Annotated in this window: 22 protein-coding genes, 1 tRNA gene and 2 pseudogenes; 10 read left to right on the forward strand and 15 right to left on the reverse strand. The window is 57.9% G+C overall.

What is annotated here, in order from left to right:
• Positions 1 to 72: 72 nt before the first annotated feature.
• From gpmI to C4Q27_RS01460, 7 genes are all read right to left on the reverse strand, one after another.
• A complete protein-coding gene (gpmI, locus tag C4Q27_RS01435) occupies positions 73 to 1,608 on the reverse strand; it encodes a 2,3-bisphosphoglycerate-independent phosphoglycerate mutase (protein ID WP_104886344.1) in 1,536 nt (511 codons plus the stop codon).
• 108 nt (positions 1,609 to 1,716) lie between these two features.
• On the reverse strand, positions 1,717 to 2,985 hold the full coding sequence (gene eno / locus C4Q27_RS01440) for a phosphopyruvate hydratase (RefSeq protein WP_104887831.1): 1,269 nt from the start codon (positions 2,983 to 2,985) through the stop codon (positions 1,717 to 1,719).
• Complete coding sequence (locus tag C4Q27_RS29230; protein ID WP_158666114.1) at positions 2,978 to 3,151, reverse strand: hypothetical protein; 174 nt, start codon at positions 3,149 to 3,151, stop codon at positions 2,978 to 2,980. The genes eno and C4Q27_RS29230 overlap by 8 nt, the downstream gene beginning before the upstream one ends.
• Positions 3,152 to 3,312: 161 nt before the next feature.
• A complete protein-coding gene (gene pyk, locus C4Q27_RS01445) occupies positions 3,313 to 4,749 on the reverse strand; it encodes a pyruvate kinase (RefSeq protein ID WP_017148220.1) in 1,437 nt (478 codons plus the stop codon).
• A 140-nt stretch (positions 4,750 to 4,889) separates the two neighbouring features.
• Positions 4,890 to 6,233, reverse strand: a complete 1,344-nt coding sequence (locus tag C4Q27_RS01450) for an MFS transporter (RefSeq protein WP_104886345.1) — start codon at positions 6,231 to 6,233, stop codon at positions 4,890 to 4,892.
• Between the two features lie 60 nt (positions 6,234 to 6,293).
• Entirely contained in the window at positions 6,294 to 7,685 is a 1,392-nt protein-coding gene (locus tag C4Q27_RS01455; RefSeq protein ID WP_064491903.1) for a four-carbon acid sugar kinase family protein, read from the reverse strand.
• Positions 7,686 to 7,688: 3 nt separating this feature from the next.
• A complete protein-coding gene (locus C4Q27_RS01460; RefSeq protein ID WP_104886346.1) occupies positions 7,689 to 8,966 on the reverse strand; it encodes a ribulose-bisphosphate carboxylase large subunit family protein in 1,278 nt (425 codons plus the stop codon).
• A 178-nt stretch (positions 8,967 to 9,144) separates the two neighbouring features.
• On the opposite strand from C4Q27_RS01460, the gene C4Q27_RS01465 reads away from it, so the two are divergent.
• Entirely contained in the window at positions 9,145 to 10,023 is an 879-nt protein-coding gene (locus C4Q27_RS01465; RefSeq protein ID WP_104886347.1) for a LysR substrate-binding domain-containing protein, read from the forward strand.
• Positions 10,024 to 10,058: 35 nt separating this feature from the next.
• Here C4Q27_RS01465 and C4Q27_RS01470 read toward each other — a convergent pair whose 3' ends face one another.
• The gene (locus tag C4Q27_RS01470) at positions 10,059 to 10,826 is read right to left on the reverse strand and encodes an SDR family NAD(P)-dependent oxidoreductase (protein WP_104886348.1); all 768 of its coding nucleotides are present in this window, start codon (positions 10,824 to 10,826) and stop codon (positions 10,059 to 10,061) included.
• A 380-nt stretch (positions 10,827 to 11,206) separates the two neighbouring features.
• Here C4Q27_RS01470 and C4Q27_RS29625 point away from each other — a divergent pair.
• Positions 11,207 to 11,573 (forward strand): annotated as a pseudogene (locus C4Q27_RS29625) (transposase); the annotation flags it as partial.
• A gap of 253 nt (positions 11,574 to 11,826) precedes the next feature.
• Here C4Q27_RS29625 and C4Q27_RS01475 read toward each other — a convergent pair.
• Positions 11,827 to 11,914, reverse strand: a tRNA-Ser gene (locus tag C4Q27_RS01475).
• A 133-nt stretch (positions 11,915 to 12,047) separates the two neighbouring features.
• On the opposite strand from C4Q27_RS01475, the gene C4Q27_RS01480 reads away from it, so the two are divergent.
• From C4Q27_RS01480 to C4Q27_RS01520, 8 genes and pseudogenes are all read left to right on the forward strand, one after another.
• The gene (locus C4Q27_RS01480; protein ID WP_003251184.1) at positions 12,048 to 12,719 is read left to right on the forward strand and encodes a Bax inhibitor-1/YccA family protein; all 672 of its coding nucleotides are present in this window, start codon (positions 12,048 to 12,050) and stop codon (positions 12,717 to 12,719) included.
• A gap of 163 nt (positions 12,720 to 12,882) precedes the next feature.
• Entirely contained in the window at positions 12,883 to 14,262 is a 1,380-nt protein-coding gene (locus C4Q27_RS01490) for a nucleobase:cation symporter-2 family protein (protein ID WP_003251186.1), read from the forward strand.
• A 97-nt stretch (positions 14,263 to 14,359) separates the two neighbouring features.
• Positions 14,360 to 14,752: a sulfurtransferase complex subunit TusD gene (gene tusD / locus C4Q27_RS01495; RefSeq protein ID WP_003251188.1), complete on the forward strand. Its 393-nt coding sequence runs from the start codon at positions 14,360 to 14,362 to the stop codon at positions 14,750 to 14,752.
• A gap of 1 nt (position 14,753) precedes the next feature.
• Complete coding sequence (tusC, locus tag C4Q27_RS01500) at positions 14,754 to 15,113, forward strand: sulfurtransferase complex subunit TusC (protein ID WP_010954803.1); 360 nt, start codon at positions 14,754 to 14,756, stop codon at positions 15,111 to 15,113.
• Positions 15,113 to 15,409 carry a sulfurtransferase complex subunit TusB gene (gene tusB / locus C4Q27_RS01505; protein WP_003251193.1) on the forward strand — a complete coding sequence of 99 codons (297 nt, stop codon included), beginning with the start codon at positions 15,113 to 15,115 and terminating at the stop codon, positions 15,407 to 15,409. Before tusC ends, tusB begins: the two co-directional genes overlap by 1 nt.
• Positions 15,406 to 15,741, forward strand: a complete 336-nt coding sequence (locus tag C4Q27_RS01510) for a TusE/DsrC/DsvC family sulfur relay protein (protein WP_010954804.1) — start codon at positions 15,406 to 15,408, stop codon at positions 15,739 to 15,741. The genes tusB and C4Q27_RS01510 overlap by 4 nt, the downstream gene beginning before the upstream one ends.
• A complete protein-coding gene (locus tag C4Q27_RS01515; protein WP_104886350.1) occupies positions 15,738 to 16,739 on the forward strand; it encodes a glycosyl transferase family protein in 1,002 nt (333 codons plus the stop codon). Before C4Q27_RS01510 ends, C4Q27_RS01515 begins: the two co-directional genes overlap by 4 nt.
• A gap of 94 nt (positions 16,740 to 16,833) precedes the next feature.
• Positions 16,834 to 17,792 (forward strand): annotated as a pseudogene (locus C4Q27_RS01520) (glutathione S-transferase family protein).
• Between the two features lie 106 nt (positions 17,793 to 17,898).
• Here the strand turns inward: C4Q27_RS01520 and cysG are convergent.
• The 6 genes from cysG to C4Q27_RS01550 all read right to left on the reverse strand — a co-directional run bounded on the left by cysG (position 17,899) and on the right by C4Q27_RS01550 (position 25,501).
• Entirely contained in the window at positions 17,899 to 19,290 is a 1,392-nt protein-coding gene (cysG, locus tag C4Q27_RS01525) for a siroheme synthase CysG (protein WP_064491927.1), read from the reverse strand.
• Positions 19,291 to 20,571: a serine--tRNA ligase gene (gene serS, locus C4Q27_RS01530; RefSeq protein WP_020191942.1), complete on the reverse strand. Its 1,281-nt coding sequence runs from the start codon at positions 20,569 to 20,571 to the stop codon at positions 19,291 to 19,293.
• A 30-nt stretch (positions 20,572 to 20,601) separates the two neighbouring features.
• A complete protein-coding gene (gene crcB / locus C4Q27_RS01535; protein ID WP_003251205.1) occupies positions 20,602 to 20,976 on the reverse strand; it encodes a fluoride efflux transporter CrcB in 375 nt (124 codons plus the stop codon).
• On the reverse strand, positions 20,973 to 22,298 hold the full coding sequence (locus C4Q27_RS01540) for a replication-associated recombination protein A (protein WP_010954809.1): 1,326 nt from the start codon (positions 22,296 to 22,298) through the stop codon (positions 20,973 to 20,975). The genes crcB and C4Q27_RS01540 overlap by 4 nt, the downstream gene beginning before the upstream one ends.
• Before the next feature lie 12 nt (positions 22,299 to 22,310).
• A complete protein-coding gene (gene lolA, locus C4Q27_RS01545) occupies positions 22,311 to 22,934 on the reverse strand; it encodes an outer membrane lipoprotein chaperone LolA (protein ID WP_064491928.1) in 624 nt (207 codons plus the stop codon).
• A 62-nt stretch (positions 22,935 to 22,996) separates the two neighbouring features.
• Positions 22,997 to 25,501 carry a DNA translocase FtsK gene (locus C4Q27_RS01550; protein WP_014590374.1) on the reverse strand — a complete coding sequence of 835 codons (2,505 nt, stop codon included), beginning with the start codon at positions 25,499 to 25,501 and terminating at the stop codon, positions 22,997 to 22,999.
• Positions 25,502 to 25,686 lie beyond the last annotated feature (185 nt).

The following is a 25,686-nucleotide window of genomic DNA, read 5'->3' on the forward strand; positions in this document are numbered from 1 at the left end:
CCTAAGTGGTGACTTGAGCTATAGGCTTGGGAGCTTTATACACCAAGCCTTAACAACTCGAACACAGACAACCTAAATATTATTGAACCTGGACTTCAATAACGAAACACCGGTCATCTCTTTGGGCTGCGGAAGATCTAGGATATCTAGAATGGTTGGAGCGATATCACACAGCCGCCCATTACTTAGGCCGAATTTCTTCCCACCGGAAATGTAGATGAGAGGTACGGCATTAAGAGTATGGGCAGTATGAACTTGTCCAGACTCCGGATCCCACATCTGCTCAACGTTGCCGTGATCTGCAGTTATCAGGCAATTGCCACCCGACACAAGCACTGCGTCTACAACACGCCGCAGGCATTGATCGACGGCCTCCACAGCTTTTACAGCAGCTTCAAAAACACCACTATGACCAACCATGTCCCCATTTGCATAATTACATACATTCAAGTCATGATTGGCGCTTAAGATTTCTGCGACTAAATTATCCGTCAATTCAAAGGCACTCATCTCGGGCTGAAGATCGTAGGACTCCACCAGCGGAGATTTAACAAGAATCCTTTTTTCCAATGAGAATGGCTCTTCCTGCCCCCCATTAAAGAAAAACGTAACGTGGGCATACTTTTCTGTTTCGGCAATTCTAAGTTGAGACCTTCCCAGCCGGGCCATGTACTCACCCAGACTATTCCTAATAGGCTCTGGCGGAAAAGCACACAATACATCAAATTCTTCTGCGTAGCGCGTCATAGTGAGCATCTGCTCTTTGCCTATGACAAAAGGTCTCTTGAACTCAGAAAAATTATAGTCAGTGAGCGCTTTACACATTTGACGAGATCGGTCAGGCCTAAAATTTAATAGTATGACTGCATCGTTTCCACTAATTATAACAGGGCTGCCAATCGATGTTGCCTGGACAAACTCATCGCTTTCGCCACGTGCATAGGCTTCTTGAAGAGCCTCCAGCGCAGTTTCATAGTGAAACTTGCTTTGCCCTTGAACAATTAACCTGTAGGCCGCCTCTACCCGACTCCAGCGGTTATCGCGATCCATCGCATAGTAACGCCCTACTAACGACGCGATCCTACCTCCGCCATTGTTGGCCAATTCAAGCTCAAGGGCAGAAATAGATTCTGAAGCGCTTTTGGGTGGGGTATCTCGCCCATCAAGGAACGCATGAACATAGCACTGTTCGATACCATTCGCCGCAACCAAACTGGCTGCTGCAACAAAATGATCCAAGTGACTATGAACACCGCCAGGTGACAATAAGCCAAGCAGATGAATTGAACCACCTCGTTGCCTTGTACGTTTCAAAACCTCTAGAAAAGCATCGTTCTCATAGAATGAGCCATCTTCGATACTTTTGTTGATCCGCGAAAAATTTTGATAAACGATCCGGCCCGCTCCGAGGTTCATATGACCGACCTCGGAATTTCCCATTTGACCATCAGGAAGCCCTACAGCCATACCGGACGTCGCAATCTCACTGTAAGGGTAATTTTCGAAAAGGTAGTCCAGGGTCGGAGTGTTGGCAGCAGCTACTGCATTGGCTTCCTGCTGAGACCTCAGTCCAATTCCATCCAAAACAATTAGAGTGCAGGTTGTCATATGAGAACCTCTGAATGATATTCCTGGCGCGCACGACTCATACATCTACTTAGAGCTAAACCGTGCGCGCGATGGTCAGTCGGCATCTACGAGGATCGTCCCAGCACCTTAGGACGCTTGGCCTTCAAGAGCCTCTTCAATACGAAGCAAGCGGTTGTACTTCCCAACACGATCTGAACGACACAGCGAGCCGGTTTTGATCTGCCCGGCGTTAGTCGCTACGGCCAAATCGGCAATCGTTGTATCCTCCGTTTCCCCGGATCGATGGGAGATCACAGCAGCATAACCAGCCTCTTGCGCCATACGTATGGCATCAAACGTCTCACTTAGAGTTCCGATTTGATTAAGTTTAATCAAAATGGAATTGGCAACTCCTTGCTCAATACCCCTGCGCAGAATTTTTGGATTAGTGACGAAAAGATCATCCCCCACCAGTTGAACCTTCTGGCCCAGCTGAGCGGTTAAGTATGCCCATCCATCCCAATCACTCTCATCCAGACCATCTTCGATAGAAGCAATCGGATATTTGCTACAGAGATCAGCTAAATAGTCAACAAACTGCTCGGAAGTCAGAGACCTCCCCTCACCTTCCAACGTGTATTTACCGTCCTTGTAAAACTCGGAGGCCGCGCAATCTAATGCCAATGTTACGTCTCGCCCTAACTCGTAGCCTGCGCGACTAACAGCTTCGGCAATAACAACGAGCGCTTCTTCATTCGAGGCCAAGGAGGGTGCGAAGCCTCCCTCATCACCAACAGAGGTACTTAGACCACGCTCTGAAAGCACGGCCTTCAAGGTATGAAATATTTCAGCACCAATTCTCAAACCCTCCCTAAAATTCGGAGCTGAAATTGGCTGAATCATGAACTCTTGGATGTCGATATTATTATCCGCATGCTCACCACCGTTGAGGATATTCATCATCGGCACAGGCATAGAGTAAGTGGGGTTCGCACTGAATAGTTTCGCAAGGTGTTCGTACAATGGAATACCTTGGGATGCTGCGGCAGCTTTAGCCGTGGCCAAAGAAACAGCGAGAATTGCGTTAGCACCAAGAATAGATTTCGAGTCCGTACCATCAAGAGAGATCATCGCTTGATCAATGACGCGCTGATCCAGTGCGTCCAGGCCTAGAATGCGCTCGTGAATCGCGACATTCACATTTTCGACGGCACGCATTACTCCTTTTCCCTTGTAACGCCATGAGCCATCACGCAATTCAAGGGCTTCACGGGAGCCGGTGGAAGCGCCTGACGGTACGCTTGCCTCACCTGTTACTCCACAACCTAAAGTAACCACAGCCTCTACGGTAGGGTTGCCTCGAGAGTCCAAGATCTCGCGAGCGAAGACTTTCTTGATGCGAGTGAACTCACTCATCACTACTTTCCTCCAATTGCGATGCACATCCAGCATATTGATAATTAGCGTCCAGCAACTCTTGTTGTTCGGCAAACTCAGCTCGAATATCAAAATCGCGCGGCCAGTCATCAGGCTTCAAATTTCGATCCAAACCAGACTCGAAAATTTTCTGTTGAACAACCATTTGGAAACTCCCTGACAATAGCGACCATACCCCGGAGCTACACCTAGGTGAGTACCGATTGCGTGGCACCGCCGTATATATCCGACAAGAATTAGAGGCAGATCCTTATAAGCGTCAAAGCTGATGCATCCGCCTCTAGAATTATTTCAATTAACTGAGAGTTAGACTTGGAGGATTTTCATGCCGTTCGTACCACCCACCACATTGTAACTGTCACCCTTAGTGAGAATTATCCAGTCTCCAGGCTGTACCAAATCACGCTTCAGCAATTCGCCGATGGCGGCCTCGCTTACTGTCTCAGAGGGCAGTGAGGCAGGATCAAACGCTATTGGATAAACACCACGGAACAGCGAGGAGCGAGCCTGGGTAGCGCGATGAGGCGAAAGCGCATAGATCGGCACATGAGAACGAAGCCTAGACATAATCAAGGGTGTGAAGCCACTCTCTGTGAGCGAGATGATTGCCTTAACACCAGGAAAGTGGTTCGCTGTGTAGAGTGCGGCCAGCGCAATGCTTTCGTCACAACGCCCAAAGGTCGTATGCAATCGATGACTAGACTTTACATTGGTTGGATGTTTTTCAGCACCGCTGCAAATACGAGCCATGGCACGTACTGCCTCGATGGGGTATGCCCCGGCAGCGCTTTCAGCGGACAGCATTACGGCGTCAGTATTGTCGAGTACCGCATTGGCCACATCTGACACTTCAGCGCGGGTAGGCATCGGACTGGAGATCATCGACTCCATCATCTGGGTCGCAACGATCACCGCTTTATTGTTACGCCGGGCATGCAGAATGATCTTCTTTTGGATAGCGATTAGCTCCGCATCTCCAATCTCCACACCAAGATCTCCCCGAGCGACCATGACCGCATCACTCGCTGCGATCAGCTCATCGAGCGTCTGATCATCGGCAACAGCCTCTGCTCGTTCGATTTTCGACACCAGCCAGGCTGTCCCTCCTGACTCGTCACGCAGCTTGCGGGCGTACTCCATATCCTTGGCATCCCGAGGGAATGAAACGGCCAAATAGTCGAGATCCATTTGGGCAGCGAGTTTGATATCAGCTTTGTCTTTTTCGGTAAGGGCAGGAGCAGTGAGCCCGCCCCCCTTGCGGTTGATCCCCTTGTGATCTGACAGAGGCCCGCCCACAGTGACGATGCAATGTAAGGCTTCGGGCGTAGTTGACTCAACACGCATAACCACGCGCCCATCATCAAGCAGGAGCTCGTCACCGACACCACAGTCCTTCACTAGGTCAGGGTAATCAATCCCTACAACCTGCTCATTGCCTGACATGAGGGGATGGCTCGTGGAGAACGAAAAGGTATCGCCAACCTTCAACTCGATCCGTTTGTTAGTGAATTTCGCAATACGAATTTTAGGGCCCTGCAAATCGCCCAACAAAGCCACGTGCCTACCGTGTTTGGCAGCGATCTCACGAATCAAGCGAGCGCGAGTAATGTGCTCACTTGGAGTGCCATGAGAAAAATTCAAACGCGCTACATCTAGCCCGGCCAAGATCAGCGCTTCAATGACTTGCGGCGAATTACTAGCAGGGCCTAGAGTTGCAACAATTTTGGTTCTACGGATGGTCATACCGATACCTTCCAGGGACGAGGATTCTCTCATCTCACTGAGTAAGTTCGAAAAGTTATTGCTGGCTGAGCACTCAGCAATACAAGGTGGGATTTACAGCCGAGACTGCGTGCCCCCGGGGAGGCACGCAAATGCCAGGGTCACTCGTCGACGATGTCCACGTCTTTTGTCTCAGCAGACAGGTAGACACAGAGTCCAGAGAACGCCGCGAGAGCTATCGTGAGCATCGAGATCGCGTAAGGCGTACCGTAATGGCTGAGGAGGAATGCCCCTACAATTGGAGCAGTACCACCGCCTACAATTCCACCAACGTTAGTAGACATCGCGAAACCAGTGAAGCGAGCGCTAGGCCCGAAAGCTTCGCCAGTGAACGATGGCACTGCACCGTATACCAAGCCATATCCGGTCATTAACAGGCATGATCCAGCGACCATCGGCCAGAACTCGCCGGTTGAAAAGAGGTGCCAGAAAGGAAAGGCGGCAAGTGCCGTCACGACGAAACCAATCAGCATCATGGTACGGCGGCCAATACGATCTGCCAGCGCCCCGGCAAAGGGTACGACTACCAGGTGAGTACAGATTGCAACCATTGCGACTGACAACACAAATGCGTTGGACAGGCCTAGCTCTCGCTGGCCATAGCTCAGGGCAAATACAGTGAAGAGGTAGAAGGTCGAGAAGTGGCAGATGTTAGCGCCTGCAACCAGCATCAGTTGCTTAGGATAGCGAGTGAACAAGCGGAGCGCTGGAGATTGCGAATCGCCAGGGGTTGCAGCCCTCTTCTCAGCAGTTTTTTCAAACACTGGAGACTCAGGAACTTTGGAGCGGACAAACACCCCTACTATCAGCAGCGCAAGGCTGGCGATGAAAGGAATACGCCATCCCCAAGCTGTGAAATCCTCTTTAGAAAGCAAGGCACTCACGATCAAAAGCATGCCAGCGGATGCGATGAAACCAAAGACTGGGCCGATGTTATTGATCGCCGCATAGAATCCCCTCCTTCTTCTTGGGGCATGCTCTAAGAGCATCAGCACAGCGCCACTGTACTCACCCGCAAAAGCGAAGCCTTGGATGAAGCGGAGCACGCAGAGCATGATAGGTGCCCAAATGCCAATGCTGGCATAGGTAGGCAAAAGACCAATACCTACCGTGCTCAAGCCCATAATGATGAGAGTGAGATACAGCAGCTTTTTACGGCCAATCCTGTCCCCGAAATGACCAAGTACAAGCGACCCTAGTGGACGCGCCACGAAAGAAATTGCGAATGACGCGAGAGAGGCCAGCCGGGATACTGTCTCGTCAGTCCCTGGGAAAAACAGAGGCCCAAAAATAAGGGCAGCAGCAGTGCCATAGAGGTAGAGATCGTAGGTTTCTAATGCTGTTCCGAACAGGCTTCCGGCCACAACATTCTTCATGGATTTTTTCTCGTCATGATCCATGTGATCGAGGTCACTTTCGACAGGGCTCGATATAGAGGTATGCATGGTTTCACCTTTTGTTATTGTAGATATGCAAGTATTTTCTTGCTGAAAAACCCTCAGAGATTATTCAAGGCCTCTGAGTGCTTTGACGAAATAATCACGATCTCCCATCTGCCCACCTTTTAGAGCAATCTCCACATCCTTCAGGTACGGCTCGCGAGAGTGCATTTGGCACAGAGGAGCGCCAGGAGAAATATCAGACTTGATAACCAGAGCGTCGGGAGCAAGCACTTTGGTCACTTGGCTCGATGTGTCGCCACCGGACACCACTAATCGTTTCAACGGGAATGCCTTGAGAATTTCAAGTGCAACCTGGCCTACCTCCATCGCTAGCTGCTTCCCTCCCTGAACCCTCGCCTCATCCCTAGGCAGGCCTTTTTGCAGCATTGCCTCGATCATCTGCTCGATCCGAGAGTCGCCAGGGCCTTTGGCAGTGTGAATCAACACCGACCGCCCCTCTTCGAGGTGGGATACAGCGGCCATCACCACATCTCGTATTGCGGCGCTTTTTCGGGACTCAGTAATCAAAGCGGCAGCATCGACTTCAAGCTCCACAAACCCGTAATCGATTGCCGTTTCAATCTGGGCCTGACTCAACGGCGAAGCACTGCCTGAGATAACCAGTACCTGGTCTGCAGGTTTCAGAGGTACGGCCAGCGACGCTCGTGGCGGAAACACCCCAGCGGTACGCCAATATTGTGTTAGGCCGTACTCCACGCCGGAAGAACCGACGACGAAAACTGGAGCTGCGCCTGATGAAAGCTCGGTCAATACTTGGCCAGCGGTGGTCATATGAGAGTCGTCGGTACCATCAAACAGCACTGCATCGTGCTGCTGTGACATCGCGTCGACTAATCGGCTGAGCTCTGCACTCTTTTCGAGCTGGCGAATATCCACTTTGCCAATCGACAAGTTCTTTTGCTTGCCGATATGGATACTCAAGTCCGCTTCATGCATCGGGGTAATCGGGTGGGCACTCATAATAGGGTGCCGGTCAATCCTGTGAACCTTGTGATCTGTCTTGGACAAGGCATAGAGGTTGCCGAAAACGCAGTAACGGCCCAATGCGGGATTGCCTGCAATGATCGGAATCCCTTTCACATCATAGATGCGAGATGCCAGCTCAATGACGTGCCCAATGCTGCCCACGGAGTCGGCACTGTCAAAAGTCGAGCAAACCTTGTAGTGAATCAACGCTGGCGATAGACGTTTGATGCCCTCAAAAATCCCGGGCAACACCGCATCCATCTCGCCATTGGACAAAGCACGGCTATCACCAGCGATGCCGATGGCGTCAAATTCACCGAGCTCCGCCAGGCGTTCTGGGGTCGGAGGAGCGAGGAACAGGGCACATTTAAGTCCAGCAGCCGTCAGAACCTCTAGAGCATCGGTCGAGCCAGTGAAGTCATCACCATAAAAGACCAACGGCAGCTTGGTAACGTGATGGGAGGTCATGACTTATTTGCCTCCAAACTTCTGGAGGGCCGCTGACAGGGCTGGCCTACCCTCTGCGTAACGCTCAAGAGGCATATGCTGTACAGCAGCTTCCCAGCCCTCACGCATGCTTTGCACGCCTGCTTCGATACCCATCGGATGACCGATGATGCCGCCGCCAGCGAGGTGCATCAGGTCAACAGATTGAAGCCTGTTGAAAAGCTCAGGCGCCTGGCCCGCCCATTGTCCGGAGGAGAAGACAGGCATCAAGGGGCGCATGCCGGCAAATGGAGCAAGGCAGCTCTTGGCAGAGGAGATTACGGAGTCGTCCGCCTCGTAGAACTTGCCCTGAATACCATTCACATGCAGATGGTCGATCCCGGCCAGCCGCCAGATCTTCTGATACACCTCGAATGAGAAACCTAACTGGGGATAACGAGTCAGAGCTCCCCAGCCATTACGATGACCATGAATAGGCAACTGGGCATGCTTTCGAATGTGCTCTACCGCCGAATGCCCAACCCAATTCAGGCAAAGCATCACGCAGGTACCACCCGCCTCAAGCACTGCATCTTGGCGGCGCATCATCTCGTCGATGCTGCCCGAGATGTTGATAGCGTACATGGGCATGCGTCCGAGGCGATCTGCATGCTTGTGAAGCACAGGCATCACAGCACCGAGACGGGCATCGAACGAAGCGTAGGTAGGATCGATGAGCAACTCATCATCCTTGATGAAATCGATACCTCCGGCGCAGAGCTCATCGACCACAGAAGCTGTCTGCTCGGGAGTAAGGCCGATACTCGGCTTGACGATGGTTCCAATGATCGGTCGGTCATGAACACCGGCTAGCGCCCTGGTGCCCTCAACTCCGAATTGAGGGCCAATGAATCCCGATGCAAACCGCTCGGGAAGCTCCAGATCTAGCACCCTCAGCCCGCTCACCTCGCCGATCTCAAAGAGATTGCCGGCAATGGTGGTGAGCAACGCAGGGATATTCGTTCCGATATTGGCTGTAGGGAACGCGATAGTGACCTCACCTCGATGGTAGGTCTCAGAGGGATTGTGGCGAGCCAGGTAGTCGCTGTGCAGAGAAGGGCTGGAAACGGACGGCAGCGGCTCAATAGCTACGACACGAGCACGAGAGCGTTCTTTAAGCTCCGCCGATTCGCCAGGAAGTGAGAGGAAGGTACCGCTGGATTGCTCTCCTGCGATTACCTCGCTAACCCGTTCAATTGGGTAGCTGCTCTCTACAAAAAATCGGGCAGTAAATTCCTCTCGCCCGGCCTTGTGATCGACCATGATGGGTGCCTCAAATCTATTTGTTATTGTGAATCTGCCCGAAATGCCCAAGACAGTTTCAAATCAATATACATTGACCCTGTATCAATCCAACCGATATGATTTCCTTCGAGAGTGAGAAAAACTCACACTAGAATCCTAGCTATGGCCGAGGCTTCGGTCTTAAGGAGGTGCGTATATGACGTCGCCAGTCAGGCCTTCGCTCAATGCCCTACGAGCGTTTGAAATGATCGCGCGCAAAGGATCGTTCAGCGATGCAGCGGATGCTCTGTGCGTGACTCACGGAGCTATCAGCCGTCATGTCCGAAGCCTGGAAGACGCCCTAGGTGTAATTCTGCTCACCCGAAATGCACATGGCACCAAGCTCACCCCAGAGGGATCACGCCTCGCCTCGGGCTTGGCCAGGGCTTTTGCCTTGATACAAGAGAGCATTGATGAGGTTCGCCCTCGCCCGCTCGAACTCTCCTGCTCCGCCTCGATCATGATGCATTGGCTGCTACCTCGACTTGCCAAGCTACACAGCAGCTTCCCCACCATGGAATTAGGCTTGAAAACGGGTCACGGCCCCATTGATTTCGCCCACGAAGGCGTCAGCGTCGCGATACGCCTCGACAGCATCGAACCACCGCCAGGGATCGAGCCGATACCCTTGACCAGCGAATGGGTAGGTGCGATCTGTTCGCCTGCTTATCTGGCTGCGTCCGGCGTCACAGAGGCGAGCGACTTAGCTAAAGAACGTTTGCTGACCACAAAAACACGCCCTCACGCATGGAAGGACTGGTACTCATCTATTGAGGAGGAACCTGGTCAGCTGCTTGAGATGGAGTATTTCGAACACTTCTACTTGCTGATCCAGGCTGCCAAGCTTGGCTTGGGGTTCGCCTGTGTCCCACGCATGCTGGTGGAGGCAGAGCTTGAAAGTGGTGCCTTGGTGGCTCCCTTTGGCTTTGTGCAAGGGACAGCAAAATTGGTTCTGTGGGTTTCACCCAATGCGAGGCTACGCACTGATACAGCAGATTTGGAAAAGTGGATAAAGAAAGAGATGGCTCAAAGCTAGACAAGCGCCCGCTTGGGCGCTTGCAATAGTGCCGATTACAGGTCGCCTGCGCCCCAGGCCAGGAACCCGCCATCCACAGGCAGAACAACACCATTCACGTAAGCGGCTACGTCAGATGCCAGATAGCTAACTGCGCCGGCAATTTCTTGAGTCGTTCCGTAGCGCTTAGCCGGAATAGCATTGCTATAAGCCTGGCGGAAGGTGTCGCTGTGCAACTCCTTGGTCATCGGGGTATCGACCGGGCCCGGCGCAATAGCGTTAGCAGTGATCCCATATTCGCTGAGTTCCACAGCCATCTGCCGGGTCAACGCAATGACTGCACCTTTAGAAGTACCGTAAGCGGTTCGACCCTTGCCCACGGCACGCATACCAGCGACCGACGCGATGTTGATGATTCTGCCGAACCCGTTTTTCCGCATGATTTGAGCGGCGAGTTGGCAGCACATGAACGTGCCAGTGACGTTGATGTGCATGGTCTTGTTGAAAACGTCTAGATCAAACTCCAGGAACGGCATGGTCTTGGCGATACCTGCGGAATTCACTAGGACATCGCACCTGCCGAACTCGCTATCGATCCAAGAAAATGCATCCCTTACAGACTCCATCGAGGCTACATCTACCTGACATGCGTCAGCCGTGTAGCCCTCCTCACGCAGATGTCGCGAAAATTGCTCAGCCGCGTCGACATTGATGTCACAAATGACGACATGATGCCCGTCCCTTGCCAGTGAAACGGCAGCTTCAGCACCGATACCCATCGCACCGCCTGTAACCACGGCGATTTTCTTGTCTGCGTACTTCATCGAAACCCTCTCTTGTTATGACCGCCAAAGGCTTATTGGATCGCTGAAGGCTAGAGCTGTCAGGGGGCTTTGCGCAATGGATAAAAACTCGTGCTTAGGAGAGGAAACCTCACACAAGCCAGCGCGATTAACTGCACCAACTGAAGCCCCATACTAGGGTGGCATACCGAGGGGCCTTCACAGCAAATAAATAGTGACTACGTTGAACACATAAAAACTTTTAAATTCTATATGTCCACCAGAGGAAATAGCCGGGTGCTCGACAACCACTGAATTCACAACAGAGGTGAAATGTATGGGTGATGTCAAAATTTCCGCCATCCTTCCATCACATAAATATTTACGAGTAGCTACACCTGCCCACCACAGAGAGGTGCCTGATGATCAAGCAACGCCGCACCTTCACATCCGCATTTCAGCGCGAAGCCGCCCGCTTGGTGCTCGACCAGGCTACAACATCGAGGCGGCGCGGTGGCTTGGACTGGCTGAGTCAGCCTTGCCCAGGTGGATCGCCCAGCCTCTGCAGGAACGTGGCGGTGTTACACCGACCAGTGAAGCGCTGACGCCTGAGCAGCAAAAACCCAGGAACTGGAAGCGCGGATCATTTGGCAGGCGCAGGAGAAATCGATCCTAAAGAGCTACCGAGCGCTTGATGGCCGAGGAGCAGGAGCGCTCGCGTTAATCGATCAACTCTGCTGCGAAGCGCCGGTTGACCTGTTGTGCTCGCTTTTTGACATGAGCGCATCGCCTGCCCAGCAGGATATCGGCTGATTCCTGAAACAACGGCACATCTGGAAACGGCCGCATCAGCTCAACGACGGGTTACCGCCTGCGGTCGCCGAGGACAAACCTTGCGCAGGGCTCAGGATCACTTGGCCACTACCAGCAGCTCGCACACAGCATGCGGAAATGATCAAAGAAATGCGGGCGCGATCCGTATGACATAGAAAATCGGAGCCCCAAAAACGCAAAAAGCCCTGAATAATCAGGGCTTTGAATATGGCGGAAGCGTAGAGATTCGAACTCTAGGATAGTTGCCCATCGACGGTTTTCAAGACCGTTGCCTTAAACCACTCGGCCACGCTTCCAGCTCGTTTTGCGGCCGCCATAATACCTTAATGAAACACGCTGTCAAACTCTCTGTGTCGCGGGTTGCAGGAGCTCTGATAGACTCCTAGCATCTGAACGTCCGAAACCACAGGTTTACCAAGGAGTGTCGCCATGCGCGAACAGGATTACGCCGTCCACCACGGCCAGCAGGTCGAGCAGCAGGAGATCAGCAAGGTCCTGCGCAACACGTACAGCCTGCTGGCGCTTACTCTCGCCTTCAGCGGTGTCATGGCTTTCGTTGCCCAGCAGATGCGCGTCGGCTACCCGAACGTGTTCGTGGTGCTGATCGGCTTCTACGGGCTGTTCTTCCTTACCAACAAACTGCGTGATTCGGCCTGGGGCCTGGTGTCCACCTTCGCGCTTACCGGCTTCATGGGCTTCATCCTCGGCCCGATCCTCAACCGCTACTTGGGCATGGCCGGTGGCGCCGAGGTAGTGAGCTCCGCGTTCGCCATGACTGCGCTGGTATTTGGTGGTCTGTCGGCCTACGTGCTGATCACCCGCAAGGACATGAGCTTCCTCAGCGGCTTCATCACTGCAGGTTTCTTCGTTCTGCTGGGTGCTGTCGTTGCCAGCTTCTTCTTCCAGATCAGCGGCCTGCAACTGGCAATCAGCGCTGGCTTCGTGCTGTTCTCGTCGGTCTGCATACTGTTCCAGACCAGCGCGATCATTCATGGTGGCGAACGTAACTACATCATGGCAACCATCAGCCTGTATGTGTCGATCTACAACCTGTTTGTCAGCCTGCTGCAGTTGTTTGGCATCATGGGTCGCGATGACTGATTGATTGCTGTACCGCAAGAAGCCCGCTTCGGCGGGCTTTTTTGTGGGCGCTGGAAATGGGTTGAGCTGCAAGATGCTCGGGCCGTCATCCCGTTTTCTCTACCGCTATCCGCCATCACCCCGTAGAATGCGCTCCTTTTTTCTTCCGGGGCGGCTTTCAGCAATGAGCTCACACGAACACAGCCCAGGCGCAGCGGCGCCTGCCAATGAACTGGTGCTTGGTCTGGAGGACAAGCCACGGCTGTTGATCGGCCTGCTGGCAGCCCTGCAGCACCTGCTGGCGATCATCGTGCCGATCGTCACCCCTGGCCTGCTGATCTGCCAGGCGTTGGGTGTATCTGCACGTGATACCAATTTGATCGTTTCGATGTCGCTGGTGATCTCGGGTATCGCCACCTTCGTCCAGTGCAAACGCTTCGGCCCATTTGGCGCGGGGCTGCTGATCGTTCAGGGCACCAGCTTCAACTTCGTCGGCCCGCTGATTGCCGGTGGTGCGCTGATGGTCAAGCAAGGTACGCCGGTCGAGGGCGTAATGGCGGCCATTTTTGGTGTGGTAATCGCAGGCTCGTTCGTCGAGATGGGCGTGTCGCGCATCCTGCCCTTCGTCAAACGCCTGATCACCCCGCTGGTGACTGGCATCGTGGTGTTGATGATCGGCCTGACGCTGATCAAGGTCGGCCTGATCAGCATGGGCGGTGGCTTTGGTGCCATGGCCAATGGCACCTTTGCCAATGGCGAAAACCTGCTGATGTCGGGCGTGGTATTGGCGATCATCGTCGTTCTCAACCGTATCCCGGTGGTGTGGATGCGCAGCTGCGCCATCGTCATCGCCCTCGCGGTCGGCTATGCGCTGGCCGGTTTCCTGGGCCGCCTGGACTTTACCGGCATGCACGAGGCCGCGCTGTTCCAGGTGCCGACACCACTGCACTTTGGCTTGGGCTTCTCGTGGGCGCTGTTCATTCCGATGCTGGTGATTTACCTGGTCACTTCGCTGGAAGCCATCGGTGACGTTACCGCCACCAGCAAGGTGTCGCGCCAGCCGGTCGAAGGGCCGGTGTGGATGCAGCGGATCAAGGGGGGCGTGCTGGTCAACGGCGCCAACTCGCTGCTGGCCGGTCTGTTCAACACCTTCCCTAGCTCGATTTTTGCCCAGAACAACGGGGTGATTCAGCTGACAGGTATCGCCAGCCGTCATATCGGTATGTGGATTGCCGTGATGCTGGTGTTGCTGGGGCTGTTCCCGAGTGTTGCCGGGGTGATTCAGGCCGTGCCGGAGCCGGTGCTGGGCGGCGCGGCGATGGTCATGTTTGGCGCGGTTGCGGCGTCGGGGATCAATATTCTGGCCAGCACCCGGCTGGACCGTCGGGCGCTGCTGATTATTGCCGTGTCGTTGGCACTGGGCCTGGGTGTGGCGCAGGTGCCAGAGTTCCTGGCGCACATGCCGGCGGCGATTCGCAATGTGCTGGAGTCGGGTGTGGCTACCGGAGGGATTTGTGCGCTGGTGCTGAACTGGTTCTTGCCGGAGGGCAAGGAGCAGGCTTGAACCTTGAGACTGAATGAGAGTAGCCCGCGCCCGCTTGCACAAGCGGGCGCGGGCTTTTTTGCTTTATCATGGCACCATTCCTTTGCATGAGTTAGCCATGAAATTCGCTATCGCGGTGTTCTCCCCGGCCCATGCGCCCTCTTCGCGACGCGCCCTGCGCTTCGCCGAGGCGGTGCTGGCCGGCGGGCATGAGATTGCCCGACTGTTCTTCTATCAGGACGGGGTGCACAGTGCCTCTGCCAACGTCGTCGCCCCCCAGGACGAACTGGACGTGGCTGGCCAGTGGCGCACCTTCATACAGACCCATCAGCTGGACGCCGTGGTGTGTATCGCCGCCGCCCTGCGCCGTGGCGTGCTCGACGAAGCCGAGGCCAACCGCTACCAGCGCCCGGCCGTGAACCTGCCCAAGCCCTGGGAACTGTCGGGGCTGGGCCAACTGCACGAGGCCGCGCAAGTGGCCGACCGCCTTGTCTGCTTCGGAGGCGACTGATTTGGCCAAGTCCTTGTTGATCATCAGCCGTCAGGCACCGTGGAATGGCCCCTCTGCCCGCGAGGCGCTGGACATCGCCCTGGCCGGCGGCGCGTTCGACCTGCCGTTGGGCATGCTGTTCCTCGACGATGGTGTGTTCCAGCTCGCGCCGGACCAGCAACCCGCCGCCGTGCAACAGAAGAACCTGGCCGCCAACCTGCAGGCGTTGCCGATGTTCGGTGTCGAGGAACTGTTCGCCTGCAACCACAGCCTGGCCCGCCGTGGCCTGGCAGCCGAGACCCTGGCGCTGCCGGTGCAAGTGCTCGATGACGCAGCGCTGACCGCCCTGATAGCCCGTTTCGACCAGGTGATAACGCTCTGATGAAAACCCTGCATGTAATTGCCCATTCCCCGTTTGGCGACGAGCGCCTGGCCAGTTGCCTGCGCCTGCTCGGTGCCGAAGATGCCCTGCTGCTGTGCGGCGATGCCGTGTATGCCCTGCGCAGCGGCAGCGAGCCGCATGGCCATCTGCAAGCCGCCGGCCTGGCCCAGCGCCTGTTCGCCCTGGACGAGGATGTACAGGCCCGCGCGGTCGGCAACGACCTGGCAAAGGCCGTGGACTACGCCGGGTTCGTCGAACTGTCGCTGCAATACGACAAGGTCAACAGCTGGCTATGAATACGCTTACCGTTGGCGATCAGGTGATCGCCCTGGACAAGGATGGCTTCCTGGTCGACCTGCAAGACTGGTCCCACGACGCCGCCGAGGCTTTGGCCAAGCGCGAGGGTATCCCGTTGACGGCGGACCATTGGGAAATCCTCGAACTGCTCCGTCAGTTCTACCAGGAATACCAGCTGTCTCCGGCCACCCGCCCGCTGATCAAGTACACGGCCCTCAAGCTGGGCCCTGAAAAGGGCAACAGCCCGCACCTTAACCGCCTGTTCAACGGCACCCCCGCCAAACTTGCCGCCAAGCTGGCGGGCCTGCCCAAGCCGACCAACTGCATATGACCGAACCTCGTCCGCTCACTCTGGAAACCCCCGCCGAACACCCGTTCGCCGAATTCGTGCGTATTCTCGGCAAAGGCAAGCGCGGCGCGCGTGGCCTGACCCGCGAGGAGGCCCGTGCAGCCATGACCCTGCTGCTGGAAGGCAAGGTCGAAGACACCCAGCTCGGTGCCTTCCTCATGCTGCTGCGGCACAAGGAAGAAAGCGCTGAAGAGCTGGCTGGCTTCACCGAGGCCTTGCGCGCCCACTTACAGGCGCCGTACATCGCCGTTGACCTGGACTGGCCCACGTACGCCGGCAAGAAGCGTCACCTGCCCTGGTACCTGCTGGCGGCCAAGTGCCTGGCCAACAATGGCGTGCGCATCCTGATGCACGGCGGTGGCGCACACACTGCCGGGCGTATGTACACAGAGCAACTGCTCGACCTGCTGCAGATTCCGCTGTGCCGCGACTGGGCCGCCGTCGGCAACGCGCTGGACCAGCATCAACTGGCATTCTTCCCACTGCACGACTGGGCGCCGCAGCTGCAACGCATGATCGACCTGCGCAATACCCTGGGCCTGCGCTCGCCCATCCACTCGCTGGCTCGGGTGCTCAACCCGCTGGGCGCTCGCTGTGGATTGCAGAGCATCTTTCACCCCGGTTACCAGGCCGTGCACCGCGAAGCCAGCCGCTTGCTGGGCGACCATGCCGTGGTGATCAAGGGTGATGGCGGCGAAATCGAGGTCAATCCCGATGTCATCAGCCATCTCTACGGCACCACGGCGGGTGAGGCGTGGGATGAAGAGTGGCCAGCGCTGAGCGAACGCCGCCATGTCAAGCCGCCCAGCCTGCAGGCAGAGCACTTGCTGGCGTTCTGGCGTGGCGAAGTGGAAGACAGTTATGGCGAAAAGGCCCTGATCGCGACCATGGCCCTGGCCCTGCGTGGCCTGGGACAGCATCGCGAGCAGGCCTTCGTAACAGCGCAAGGCTATTGGGGTACTCGAAATAGATCGATCTAGCCGATAATAGAACCCCGATCTTTGCGCTATTTCTTCGAACGATTTGCCCTAGACTGGGCTCCAACGACAAACAACTTTGTTTCAGGAGCTCACCATGGGCCTATTGATCGACGGTCGCTGGCACGACCAGTGGTATGAAAACGGCAAGGACGGCACGTTCAAGCGTGAGAATGCCCAGCGCCGCAATCAGCTGCCCGCCCCGAGGCCGGCCGCTACCACCTGTATGTGTCGCTGGCCTGCCCATGGGCCCACCGCACCCTGATCTTTCGCGCGCTGAAAGGCCTGGAGCCGTTGATCGACGTGTCGGTGGTCAGCTGGCTGATGCAGGACCATGGCTGGACCTTCGATCAGCAGCAAGGCTCCAGCGGGGACCACCTCGACGCCCTGCAGTACCTGCACCAGCGCTACACCCAGGATGACCCGCACTACACAGGGCGCGTGACGGTGCCTGTGCTGTGGGACAAGAAAGAGAAGCGCATCGTCAACAATGAGTCGGCAGAAATCATCCGCATATTCAACAGCGCGTTCAACGAGCTGACCGGCAATACCCTGGACCTCTACCCCACATCGCTGCGCCCGACCATCGAAGCACTGAACGAGCGCATTTACCCGGCGGTGAACAACGGCGTGTACCGCGCAGGCTTTGCCACCACGCAAGACGCTTACGAGGCTGCCTTTGACGATGTGTTCAACGAGCTGGATTACCTGGAAGCCTTGCTAGGCCGCAATCGCTACCTGGCGGGTGAGTACCTGACCGAGGCTGATGTACGCCTGTTCACTACACTGGTGCGCTTCGATGCCGTGTACCACGGCCACTTCAAGTGCAACCTGCGCCGCCTGAGCGACTACCACAACCTGTCGAACTGGCTGCGTGAGCTGTACCAGTGGCCTGGGGTGGCGGGTACGGTAAACATGGAGCATATCCAGAAGCACTATTACATGAGCCACAAGACCATCAACCCGAACGGGATCGTGCCTAAAGGGCCTTTGCAGGACTTTGGCTTGCCGCATGATCGAGAGCGGTTGGTGGGCAAAGGGATTTGGCAGGCTTGAGAAAGCCGGGGCTGCTTTGCAGCCCATCGCAACACAAGGCCGCTCTTACAAGGACCTTGCAATGCCTGGGGCATGTGCGATGGGCCGCAAAGCGGCCCCAACGATTTCAGCTGTTCTGCGAACCTTCGAACCAGGCCAGCTTGTCACGCAACTGCACCACTTCCCCCACAATCACCAGGGTCGGCGCATGCACCTCATGCTGGGCCACCAGGTCTGGCAAGTCCGCCAAGGTGCCGGTGAACACGCGCTGATTACGCGTGGTCCCCTGCTGCACCAACGCCGCCGGGGTACTCGCGGCACGCCCGTGACGAATCAGCTCGGCACAGATGGTCGGCAAGCCCACCAAGCCCATGTAGAACACCAAGGTCTGCGCCGGCGCCACCAGGTCATTCCATGGCAGGTTGCTGGTGCCATCCTTGAGGTGCCCGGTGACGAAACGCACCGACTGGGCATAGTCGCGGTGAGTCAGCGGAATGCCGCCATACGCCGAGCAGCCGCTGGCTGCGGTAATGCCCGGCACCACCTGGAACGGAATGCCATGCTCGGCCAGCTCTTCGATCTCTTCGCCGCCCCGGCCGAAGATGAACGGGTCGCCACCCTTCAGGCGCAGCACCCGCTTGCCCTGCCGAGCCAGATCGACCAACAGGCGGTTGATCTGGTCCTGCGGCACTGAATGATCAGCGCGGCGCTTGCCTACATAGATGCGCTCGGCATCACGACGACACATATCGATGATGGCGGGTGCGACCAGGCGGTCGTACAGCACCACGTCGGCCTGCTGCATCAGGCGCAAGGCACGGAAGGTCAGCAAGTCCGGATCACCCGGGCCTGCACCAACCAAGTACACCTCACCACCCTGCTGCACCGGTGCGCCGTCCACCATCGCCTGCAACAGACGTTCGGCTTCAGCACCCTGCCCGGCCAGCTGACGCTCGGCGATCGGCCCCTGGAACACGGTTTCCCAGAAGCCGCGACGCTGGTTGACGTCCGGGTACAGGGATTTGACCTTGTGCCGGAAGCGTGCAGCCAGCCCGGCCAGCTCACCATAGGCCGAAGGGATCCACGCCTCGAGCTTGGCTCGAATCAGGCGTGCCAGTACCGGGGCGTCACCGCCGCTGGAAACAGCGATTACCAGCGGCGAACGGTCCACGATCGCCGGGAAGATCACCGTACACAGGGCCGGCGCATCCACCACATTGACCGGCAGGCTAAGGGCCTGCGCATCGGCCGACACCTGGGCATTCAGCCCAGGGTCGTCAGTCGCCGCGATCACCAGCCGGCAACCGATCAGGTCGGCTGCCTGATAGCCACGCACCAGCACCTCACCGCCACCTTCCCGGGCCAACGCCGCCAACTGGCCGTCGACGTCCGGCGCCACCACGCGCAGCACGCCGCCGGCATCGGCCAGCAGGCGCGCCTTGCGCAAGGCGATCTCACCGCCACCGACGACCAGCACGCGGCCGCCCTGCAGCTTGTGGAACAGCGGCAGGTAATCCATTTAGCGGATGACCTCGACGCCGCCCATGTACGGCTTCAGCACTTCCGGCACCAGGATCGAACCGTCGGCCTGCTGGTAGTTTTCCAGCACAGCAACCAGGGTACGGCCTACGGCCAGACCAGAGCCGTTGAGCGTGTGCACCAGCTCTGGCTTGCCGGTTTCCGGGTTGCGCCAGCGAGCCTGCATGCGGCGCGCCTGGAAGTCACCACAGTTGGAGCAAGAGCTGATTTCGCGGTACTTGTCCTGGCTCGGCACCCACACTTCCAGATCGTAGGTTTTCACCGCACCAAAGCCCATGTCGCCAGTGCACAGGGCCAGCACGCGGTATGGCAGCTCCAGCAGCTGCAGCACGCGCTCGGCATTGGCAGTCAGGCCTTCCAGGGCTTCCATCGACTTGGACGGCTCTACCACCTGCACCATCTCGACTTTGTCGAACTGATGCTGGCGGATCATGCCGCGGGTGTCACGGCCGGAAGCGCCGGCTTCGCTGCGGAAGCAAGGGGTATGGGCAACCAGTTTCAGCGGCAGCTGCTTGGCGTCGAGGATTTCACCTGCCACCAGGTTGGTCAGCGACACTTCGGCGGTCGGGATCAGGTAGAAGTCAGCCTCGCCATCGCGGGTGATCTTGAACAGGTCTTCCTCGAACTTCGGCAACTGGCCAGTGCCCTGCAGCGCCGGCGCCTGCACCATGTACGGGGTGTAGTGTTCCTCGTAGCCATGCTCGCCGGTGTGCAGGTTGATCATGAACTGCGCCAGGGCGCGGTGCAGGCGGGCAACCGGACCACGCAGCACAGCAAAACGGGCGCCGGACAGCTTGGCAGCCGCTTCGAAGTCCAGGCCACCGCTGATTTCACCGAGGGCCACATGGTCCTTGATTTCGAAGTCGAACGCCTTCGGCGTGCCCCAACGGCGCACTTCGACGTTGTCGTCCTCGCTGGCACCGACCGGTACGCTGGCGTCCGGCAGGTTGGGAATGGTCAGCAGGATGCCATCCAGCTCGGCCTGAATAGCGTCCAGCTCAGCCTTGCCGGCAGCCAGTTCGTTGGCCATGCGCTCGACGTCAGCCATCAGCGGGGCGATGTCTTCGCCCTTGGCCTTGGCCTGGCCGATGGACTTGGAACGGGCGTTACGCTCAGCCTGCAGTTGTTCGGTGCGGGTCTGCACCGCCTTGCGGCGCTCTTCCAGTGATTCGATGCGCGCGACATCCAGGCTGAAGCCACGGGAGGCCAGGCGGTCCGCCACTTCCTGAAGTTGGCCGCGTAACAGTTTGGAATCGAGCATATCGTTCTCTCGTTATATGTAGGTGTTGGTTCAGAATCGGGTCAGGGACAGGCCAGCCCAGGTTGCGAGCAGCCCGCCCACCACGCTGATACTGGTATAGCCCAAGGCAAGGGGCACTTGCCCGCTTTCCATCAGGCGCACGGTATCGAGCGAGAAGGAGGAAAAGGTCGTCAGGCCACCGAGAAAGCCGACAATCAGGCCGGCGCGCAATTCGACCGGCGCCAGCGGCTTGTGCAAGAACAAGCCATAGAGCAAGCCGATCAGCAGGCAGCCAACCAGGTTGACCGCCAGCGTACCGGCATAGAAGTGTCGTGGCCAGTGGGCCGCCACCCAGTTGGTGGTAGCGAAGCGCAACAAGGTACCAGCAATACCACCGGCGCTGACCGCGGCGATGAGTGCAATCATGGTTTTCTCCGCTGGCGGGGGCTGTTGCGGTCGAGGTCAGCCAGGTGGCGCAGCTTCTCGCCAATTTTCAGTTCCAGGCCACGGGGCACCGGCTGATAGTACTGGCGCGGCTCCAGTTCATCGGGGAAGTAATCCTCTCCGGCGGCGTAGGCGTCGGGTTCATCATGGGCATAGCGGTACTCGTCGCCATAGCCCAACTGCTTCATCAGCTTGGTCGGGGCATTGCGCAGGTGCAACGGCACCTCCAGCGAACCGTGCTCGGCCGCTTCACGCAGGGCGGTCTTGAAACCCACGTACACCGCGTTGCTCTTGGGTGCGCAGGCCAGGTAGGTGATGGCCTGGGCCACCGCCAACTCGCCCTCGGGGCTGCCAAGGCGCTCCTGCACATCCCAGGCAGCCAGGCACAGGCTAAGCGCACGCGGGTCGGCATTGCCGATGTCCTCGCTGGCCATGCGCACCACTCGGCGGGCGATGTAAAGCGGGTCACAGCCGCCGTCGAGCATGCGTGCAAACCAGTACAGGGCGCCATCGGGATTGGAGCCACGCACCGACTTGTGCAGCGCGGATATCTGGTCGTAAAACGCCTCGCCGCCTTTGTCGAAGCGGCGGCGACTGTCACCCAGCAGGCTCTGTAGCATCTCGACGTCGATCTCGCTGCCGTCTTCAGCCAGGTCCGAGGCGTTCTCGAGGAAGTTGAGCATGCGCCGGCCATCGCCGTCGGCAGCGGCCATCAGCATCTTGAAGGCGTCGTCGCCCACCCGCAGGTTGCGCTTGCCCAGGCCACGCTCTTCCGTCAGCGCACGGTTGACCAGCTTGCGCAGGGCGGCTTCGTCCAGGCTCTTGAGCACATACACCCGCGCCCGTGACAGCAGCGCGTTGTTCAGCTCGAACGACGGGTTTTCGGTGGTGGCACCGATGAACAGCAGGGTGCCGTCCTCGACATAGGGCAAAAAGGCGTCCTGCTGCGACTTGTTGAAGCGGTGCACCTCGTCAACGAACAGGATGGTGCGACGGCCATATTGGCCAGCCTGCTGTTTGGCCACCTCCACGGCCTGGCGGATCTCTTTCACCCCGGCCAGCACCGCCGACACCGTTTCGAAGTGCGCATCGCAGAACTGCGCCAGCAACCGCGCCAGCGTGGTCTTGCCGACCCCGGGCGGCCCCCAGAAGATCATCGAGTGCAGCGCACCTTGTTCCAGCGCTTCGCGCAGCGGTTTACCGCGCGCCAGCAGGTGCTCCTGGCCGACGTACTCATCCAGGCTGGACGGGCGCAGACGGGCGGCCAGGGGCTGGGCGACGGGTTCGCTTCGAAACAGGTCCATGGCGAGCTCTGGTTACTCCTTGATCACGTCCGCGCCCTTGGGGATGTCGAACTTGAACTTGCTGTCCGGCACCGCCTGGTTGGCCTTGACGCCATTGAACAGGATGTTGGTGCGCTGGCCGACGCTGTCGACCAGCTGCATGTCATTGATCAGGCCTTTGCGGAACGAAACGCGCAGCGAGTCGAACAGGGTGTCCTTGGTCTTTGGCTTGAGGGTGAAGTCCATTACTTCTCCCTGCTCCTTGGACGCAATATCAAAGCTCTGGCTGATCTTCGACACGTCACCGGACAGCAACAAGGCCGGGGTCTGGTTCAGGCGCACGTCGAGCTTCTTGATGGTGGCCTGTTCCAGGTCCGGGTCCCACAGGGTGACGTTCTTGCCGTCCGACACCACCACCTGCTCCTGCGGTGCATCGGTGTGCCAGTAGAACAGGCCAGGGCGCTTGACCGTCATCTTGCCCGAGGTTTCCTGCAGGCTGGTGCCATCAGCGCCCAGGGTCAGCTGAGAGAAGTTGGCCTCGATGGTCTGCGACTTTTCCAGCAACTGGGTCAGGCGTTGTACGTCTTGCTCACCGGCATAAGCAGTAACCGAGCCCAGGGTCAGGGCAGAAACCAACAGCATGCGAATCGCGCGCATGGGAATCCTCATTGAGCGTTGAAAAGGCCTGGCGCCACCGTTGGTGCCAGGCAGGGTGTTCATCAGTCGCGCGGGCCGCCCGGGGCTATCACTTCCCGCGAGCCGTTGCTGTTCATCGGGGTGACAACGCCGGCCATCTCCATCGACTCGATCATGCGCGCGGCACGGTTGTAGCCGATCTTCAGCTTGCGTTGCACGGCAGAAATGGAGGCACGACGGCTCTCGAGCACGAATTGCACCGCCTCATCATACAGGGCGTCGGTTTCGGCATCGTCACCCTCGCCACCGCCGCCGCCGCCGTCAAAGCCGCTACCGGCCTCTTCGACGCCGTTGAGGATGTCGTCGTTGTAGTCCGGGGCGCCACGCAGCTTCCACGCCTCGACCGTGCGGTGCACTTCGTCGTCAGACACGAATGCGCCGTGCACCCGGATCGGCAGGCTGGTGCCCGGCGGCATGTACAGCATGTCGCCATGGCCCAGCAACTGCTCGGCACCACCTTGGTCGATGATGGTACGCGAGTCGATCTTGCTCGACACCTGGAACGCCATACGGGTCGGGATGTTGGCCTTGATCAGGCCGGTGATCACGTCCACCGACGGGCGCTGGGTGGCGAGGATCAGGTGAATACCGGCCGCCCGTGCCTTCTGCGCGATACGGGCGATCAGCTCTTCGACCTTCTTGCCGACGATCATCATCATGTCGGCGAATTCGTCCACCACCACCACGATGGTCGGCAGGGTTTTCAGCGCAGGCGGCTCATCGTCCATGCTCTCACGGCGATACAGCGGGTCATGGATGATTTCGCCAGCTTCCTGGGCGTCCTTGATCTTGCGGTTGAAACCGGCCAGGTTACGCACGCCCATGGCCGCCATCAGTTTGTAGCGCCGCTCCATTTCGGCCACGCTCCAGCGCAGGGCGTTGGCGGCGTCCTTCATGTCGGTGACCACCGGGCACAGCAGGTGCGGGATGCCTTCGTAGATCGACAGTTCAAGCATTTTCGGGTCGATCATGATCAGCCGCGCGTCTTCCGGACTGGACTTGAACAGGATCGACAAAATCATCGCGTTCACACCCACCGACTTACCGGAGCCGGTTGTACCGGCCACCAACAGGTGCGGCATCTTGGCCAGGTCGGTGATCACCGGCTTGCCGCCAATGTCGTGGCCCAGCGCCAGCGTGACGGGCGATTTCTGCTCGTCGTACTGCGGCGTGGCCAGCACTTCGGAGAAGCGCACCATCTGGCGGTTTTCGTTGGGTATCTCGATACCTACCGTGGTCTTGCCAGGGATGACCTCGACCACTCGCACACTGGTCACGGCCAGCGAACGCGCCAGGTCCTTGGCCAGGTTGGCGATGCGGCTGACCTTCACACCGGCGGCCGGCTGGATTTCATAACGGGTAATCACCGGGCCGGGGTGGATCGAATCCACCGCCACTTCCACACCGAATTCCTTGAGCTTGATTTCCAGCAGCTGACCGACGCCGGCCAGGGATTCTGGCGAATACTCGATCTTTTTCTGTTCGGCCGGGTCGAGGATGGAAATCGAGGGCAAGGTGCCTTCCACGGCGCTGTCGACGAACAGCGGCGCCTGCTTTTCCTTCATCGCCCGCTTGCTCGGCTCCGGCGCTCTGCTGGCGGCTGACGGCGGCACAATGGTGGGCGCTGCGTGCTGCTGGCGGGGCACCACGGTTTCGCGCGGCGCCAATGCCTCAGGCGCCGTTTCACGTGGCGGCACAATCGGTTCGCGTGCAAGGGTTGGCTCACGCGGCTCGACCGGCTGAGCGGGTGGCTCTTCACGCTTGAGGATGCGCTCGCGCAGTGACGGCTTGGCCGGCTCGCGCTTCTCGGCAGCCATCGGCGCGGCCTTGAACACCGGTTCGTCCTCGCGCAACTGTGCCTCGAGGCGCTTGCGCTCGTTGCGCGCTTCCCACCAGCGGGTGGCAGCCCCTTGCACCAGTTCGAACAGGTCGAGGGTGATCTTGCCGGTCAGGTCCATCACCTTGAACCACGACAGGTCGGTGAAGACGGTCAGGCCGAACAGGAACAGGGCAATGAACATCAGCGTGCTGCCCTGCACGTTCAGCAGGTTGCGCGCCAGGTCGCCCAGGCTTTCGCCCAGTGCACCACCGGCAGAGAACGGCAGGCTGGCGGGCGGGTGGAAGTGGATATGCGCAAGCGCCGCCCCCGACAGCACCAGGAACACCAGGCCAATCAGCCGCCAGGAGAACAGCCAGCCGCTCCAGTCCCATGGCTGGTGGCGTTCGCGGAAAATCTGCCAGGTCTTGACCGCCAGCAGCAGCGGAAAAATATAGGCGAAGTAACCCAGCACCATGAACAGGATGTCGGCGAAATAGGCACCGGCACGCCCGGCCGCATTCTGCACCTGGTCGACGTTGCTGGTGTGGCTGAAGCCCGGGTCCGACGTATCGTAGGTCAGCAGCGCCATCCACAGGTACAGGCACAGCGCGCCGACAGCGATCAACGCACCTTCCTTGAGGCGATAATGCAGCTGCTGCCGCCACAGTGGCACAGGCAATGGAGCTGGAGTTGCGGTGGATTTCTTCAAAACGCGTCTATTCCTGCGCGTGGTGCGCGTCCAATAGTGATCGGCCGCTGCGCGACCAACGAACCACTACTTTTAACATTACTGCCCGCCAGCCGCCATGGCGGCACGCCGTATGGGGGTTTGGCCGGGGGCGAATTCATATAGCTGCAATTTGAGCATGCATTTTCTTTCGTGACAAAGGCTTA

This window comes from Pseudomonas sp. SWI36, from assembly GCF_002948105.1.
GTDB classification, from domain to species: Bacteria; Pseudomonadota; Gammaproteobacteria; order Pseudomonadales; family Pseudomonadaceae; genus Aquipseudomonas; species Aquipseudomonas alloputida.

What these genes read in the sequence shown, in the direction of transcription:
- gpmI (WP_104886344.1), bottom strand. Translation starts at nt 1,608, where the DNA reads ATGACAACCTGCACTCTAATTGTTTTGGATGGAATTGGACTGAGGTCT.
- eno (WP_104887831.1), bottom strand. Translation starts at nt 2,985, where the DNA reads ATGAGTGAGTTCACTCGCATCAAGAAAGTCTTCGCTCGCGAGATCTTG.
- C4Q27_RS29230 (WP_158666114.1), bottom strand. Translation starts at nt 3,151, where the DNA reads ATGGTTGTTCAACAGAAAATTTTCGAGTCTGGTTTGGATCGAAATTTG.
- pyk (WP_017148220.1), bottom strand. Translation starts at nt 4,749, where the DNA reads ATGACCATCCGTAGAACCAAAATTGTTGCAACTCTAGGCCCTGCTAGT.
- C4Q27_RS01450 (WP_104886345.1), bottom strand. Translation starts at nt 6,233, where the DNA reads ATGCATACCTCTATATCGAGCCCTGTCGAAAGTGACCTCGATCACATG.
- C4Q27_RS01455 (WP_064491903.1), bottom strand. Translation starts at nt 7,685, where the DNA reads ATGACCTCCCATCACGTTACCAAGCTGCCGTTGGTCTTTTATGGTGAT.
- C4Q27_RS01460 (WP_104886346.1), bottom strand. Translation starts at nt 8,966, where the DNA reads ATGGTCGATCACAAGGCCGGGCGAGAGGAATTTACTGCCCGATTTTTT.
- C4Q27_RS01465 (WP_104886347.1), top strand. Translation starts at nt 9,145, where the DNA reads ATGACGTCGCCAGTCAGGCCTTCGCTCAATGCCCTACGAGCGTTTGAA.
- C4Q27_RS01470 (WP_104886348.1), bottom strand. Translation starts at nt 10,826, where the DNA reads ATGAAGTACGCAGACAAGAAAATCGCCGTGGTTACAGGCGGTGCGATG.
- C4Q27_RS01480 (WP_003251184.1), top strand. Translation starts at nt 12,048, where the DNA reads ATGCGCGAACAGGATTACGCCGTCCACCACGGCCAGCAGGTCGAGCAG.
- C4Q27_RS01490 (WP_003251186.1), top strand. Translation starts at nt 12,883, where the DNA reads ATGAGCTCACACGAACACAGCCCAGGCGCAGCGGCGCCTGCCAATGAA.
- tusD (WP_003251188.1), top strand. Translation starts at nt 14,360, where the DNA reads ATGAAATTCGCTATCGCGGTGTTCTCCCCGGCCCATGCGCCCTCTTCG.
- tusB (WP_003251193.1), top strand. Translation starts at nt 15,113, where the DNA reads ATGAAAACCCTGCATGTAATTGCCCATTCCCCGTTTGGCGACGAGCGC.
- C4Q27_RS01510 (WP_010954804.1), top strand. Translation starts at nt 15,406, where the DNA reads ATGAATACGCTTACCGTTGGCGATCAGGTGATCGCCCTGGACAAGGAT.
- C4Q27_RS01515 (WP_104886350.1), top strand. Translation starts at nt 15,738, where the DNA reads ATGACCGAACCTCGTCCGCTCACTCTGGAAACCCCCGCCGAACACCCG.
- cysG (WP_064491927.1), bottom strand. Translation starts at nt 19,290, where the DNA reads ATGGATTACCTGCCGCTGTTCCACAAGCTGCAGGGCGGCCGCGTGCTG.
- serS (WP_020191942.1), bottom strand. Translation starts at nt 20,571, where the DNA reads ATGCTCGATTCCAAACTGTTACGCGGCCAACTTCAGGAAGTGGCGGAC.
- crcB (WP_003251205.1), bottom strand. Translation starts at nt 20,976, where the DNA reads ATGATTGCACTCATCGCCGCGGTCAGCGCCGGTGGTATTGCTGGTACC.
- C4Q27_RS01540 (WP_010954809.1), bottom strand. Translation starts at nt 22,298, where the DNA reads ATGGACCTGTTTCGAAGCGAACCCGTCGCCCAGCCCCTGGCCGCCCGT.
- lolA (WP_064491928.1), bottom strand. Translation starts at nt 22,934, where the DNA reads ATGCGCGCGATTCGCATGCTGTTGGTTTCTGCCCTGACCCTGGGCTCG.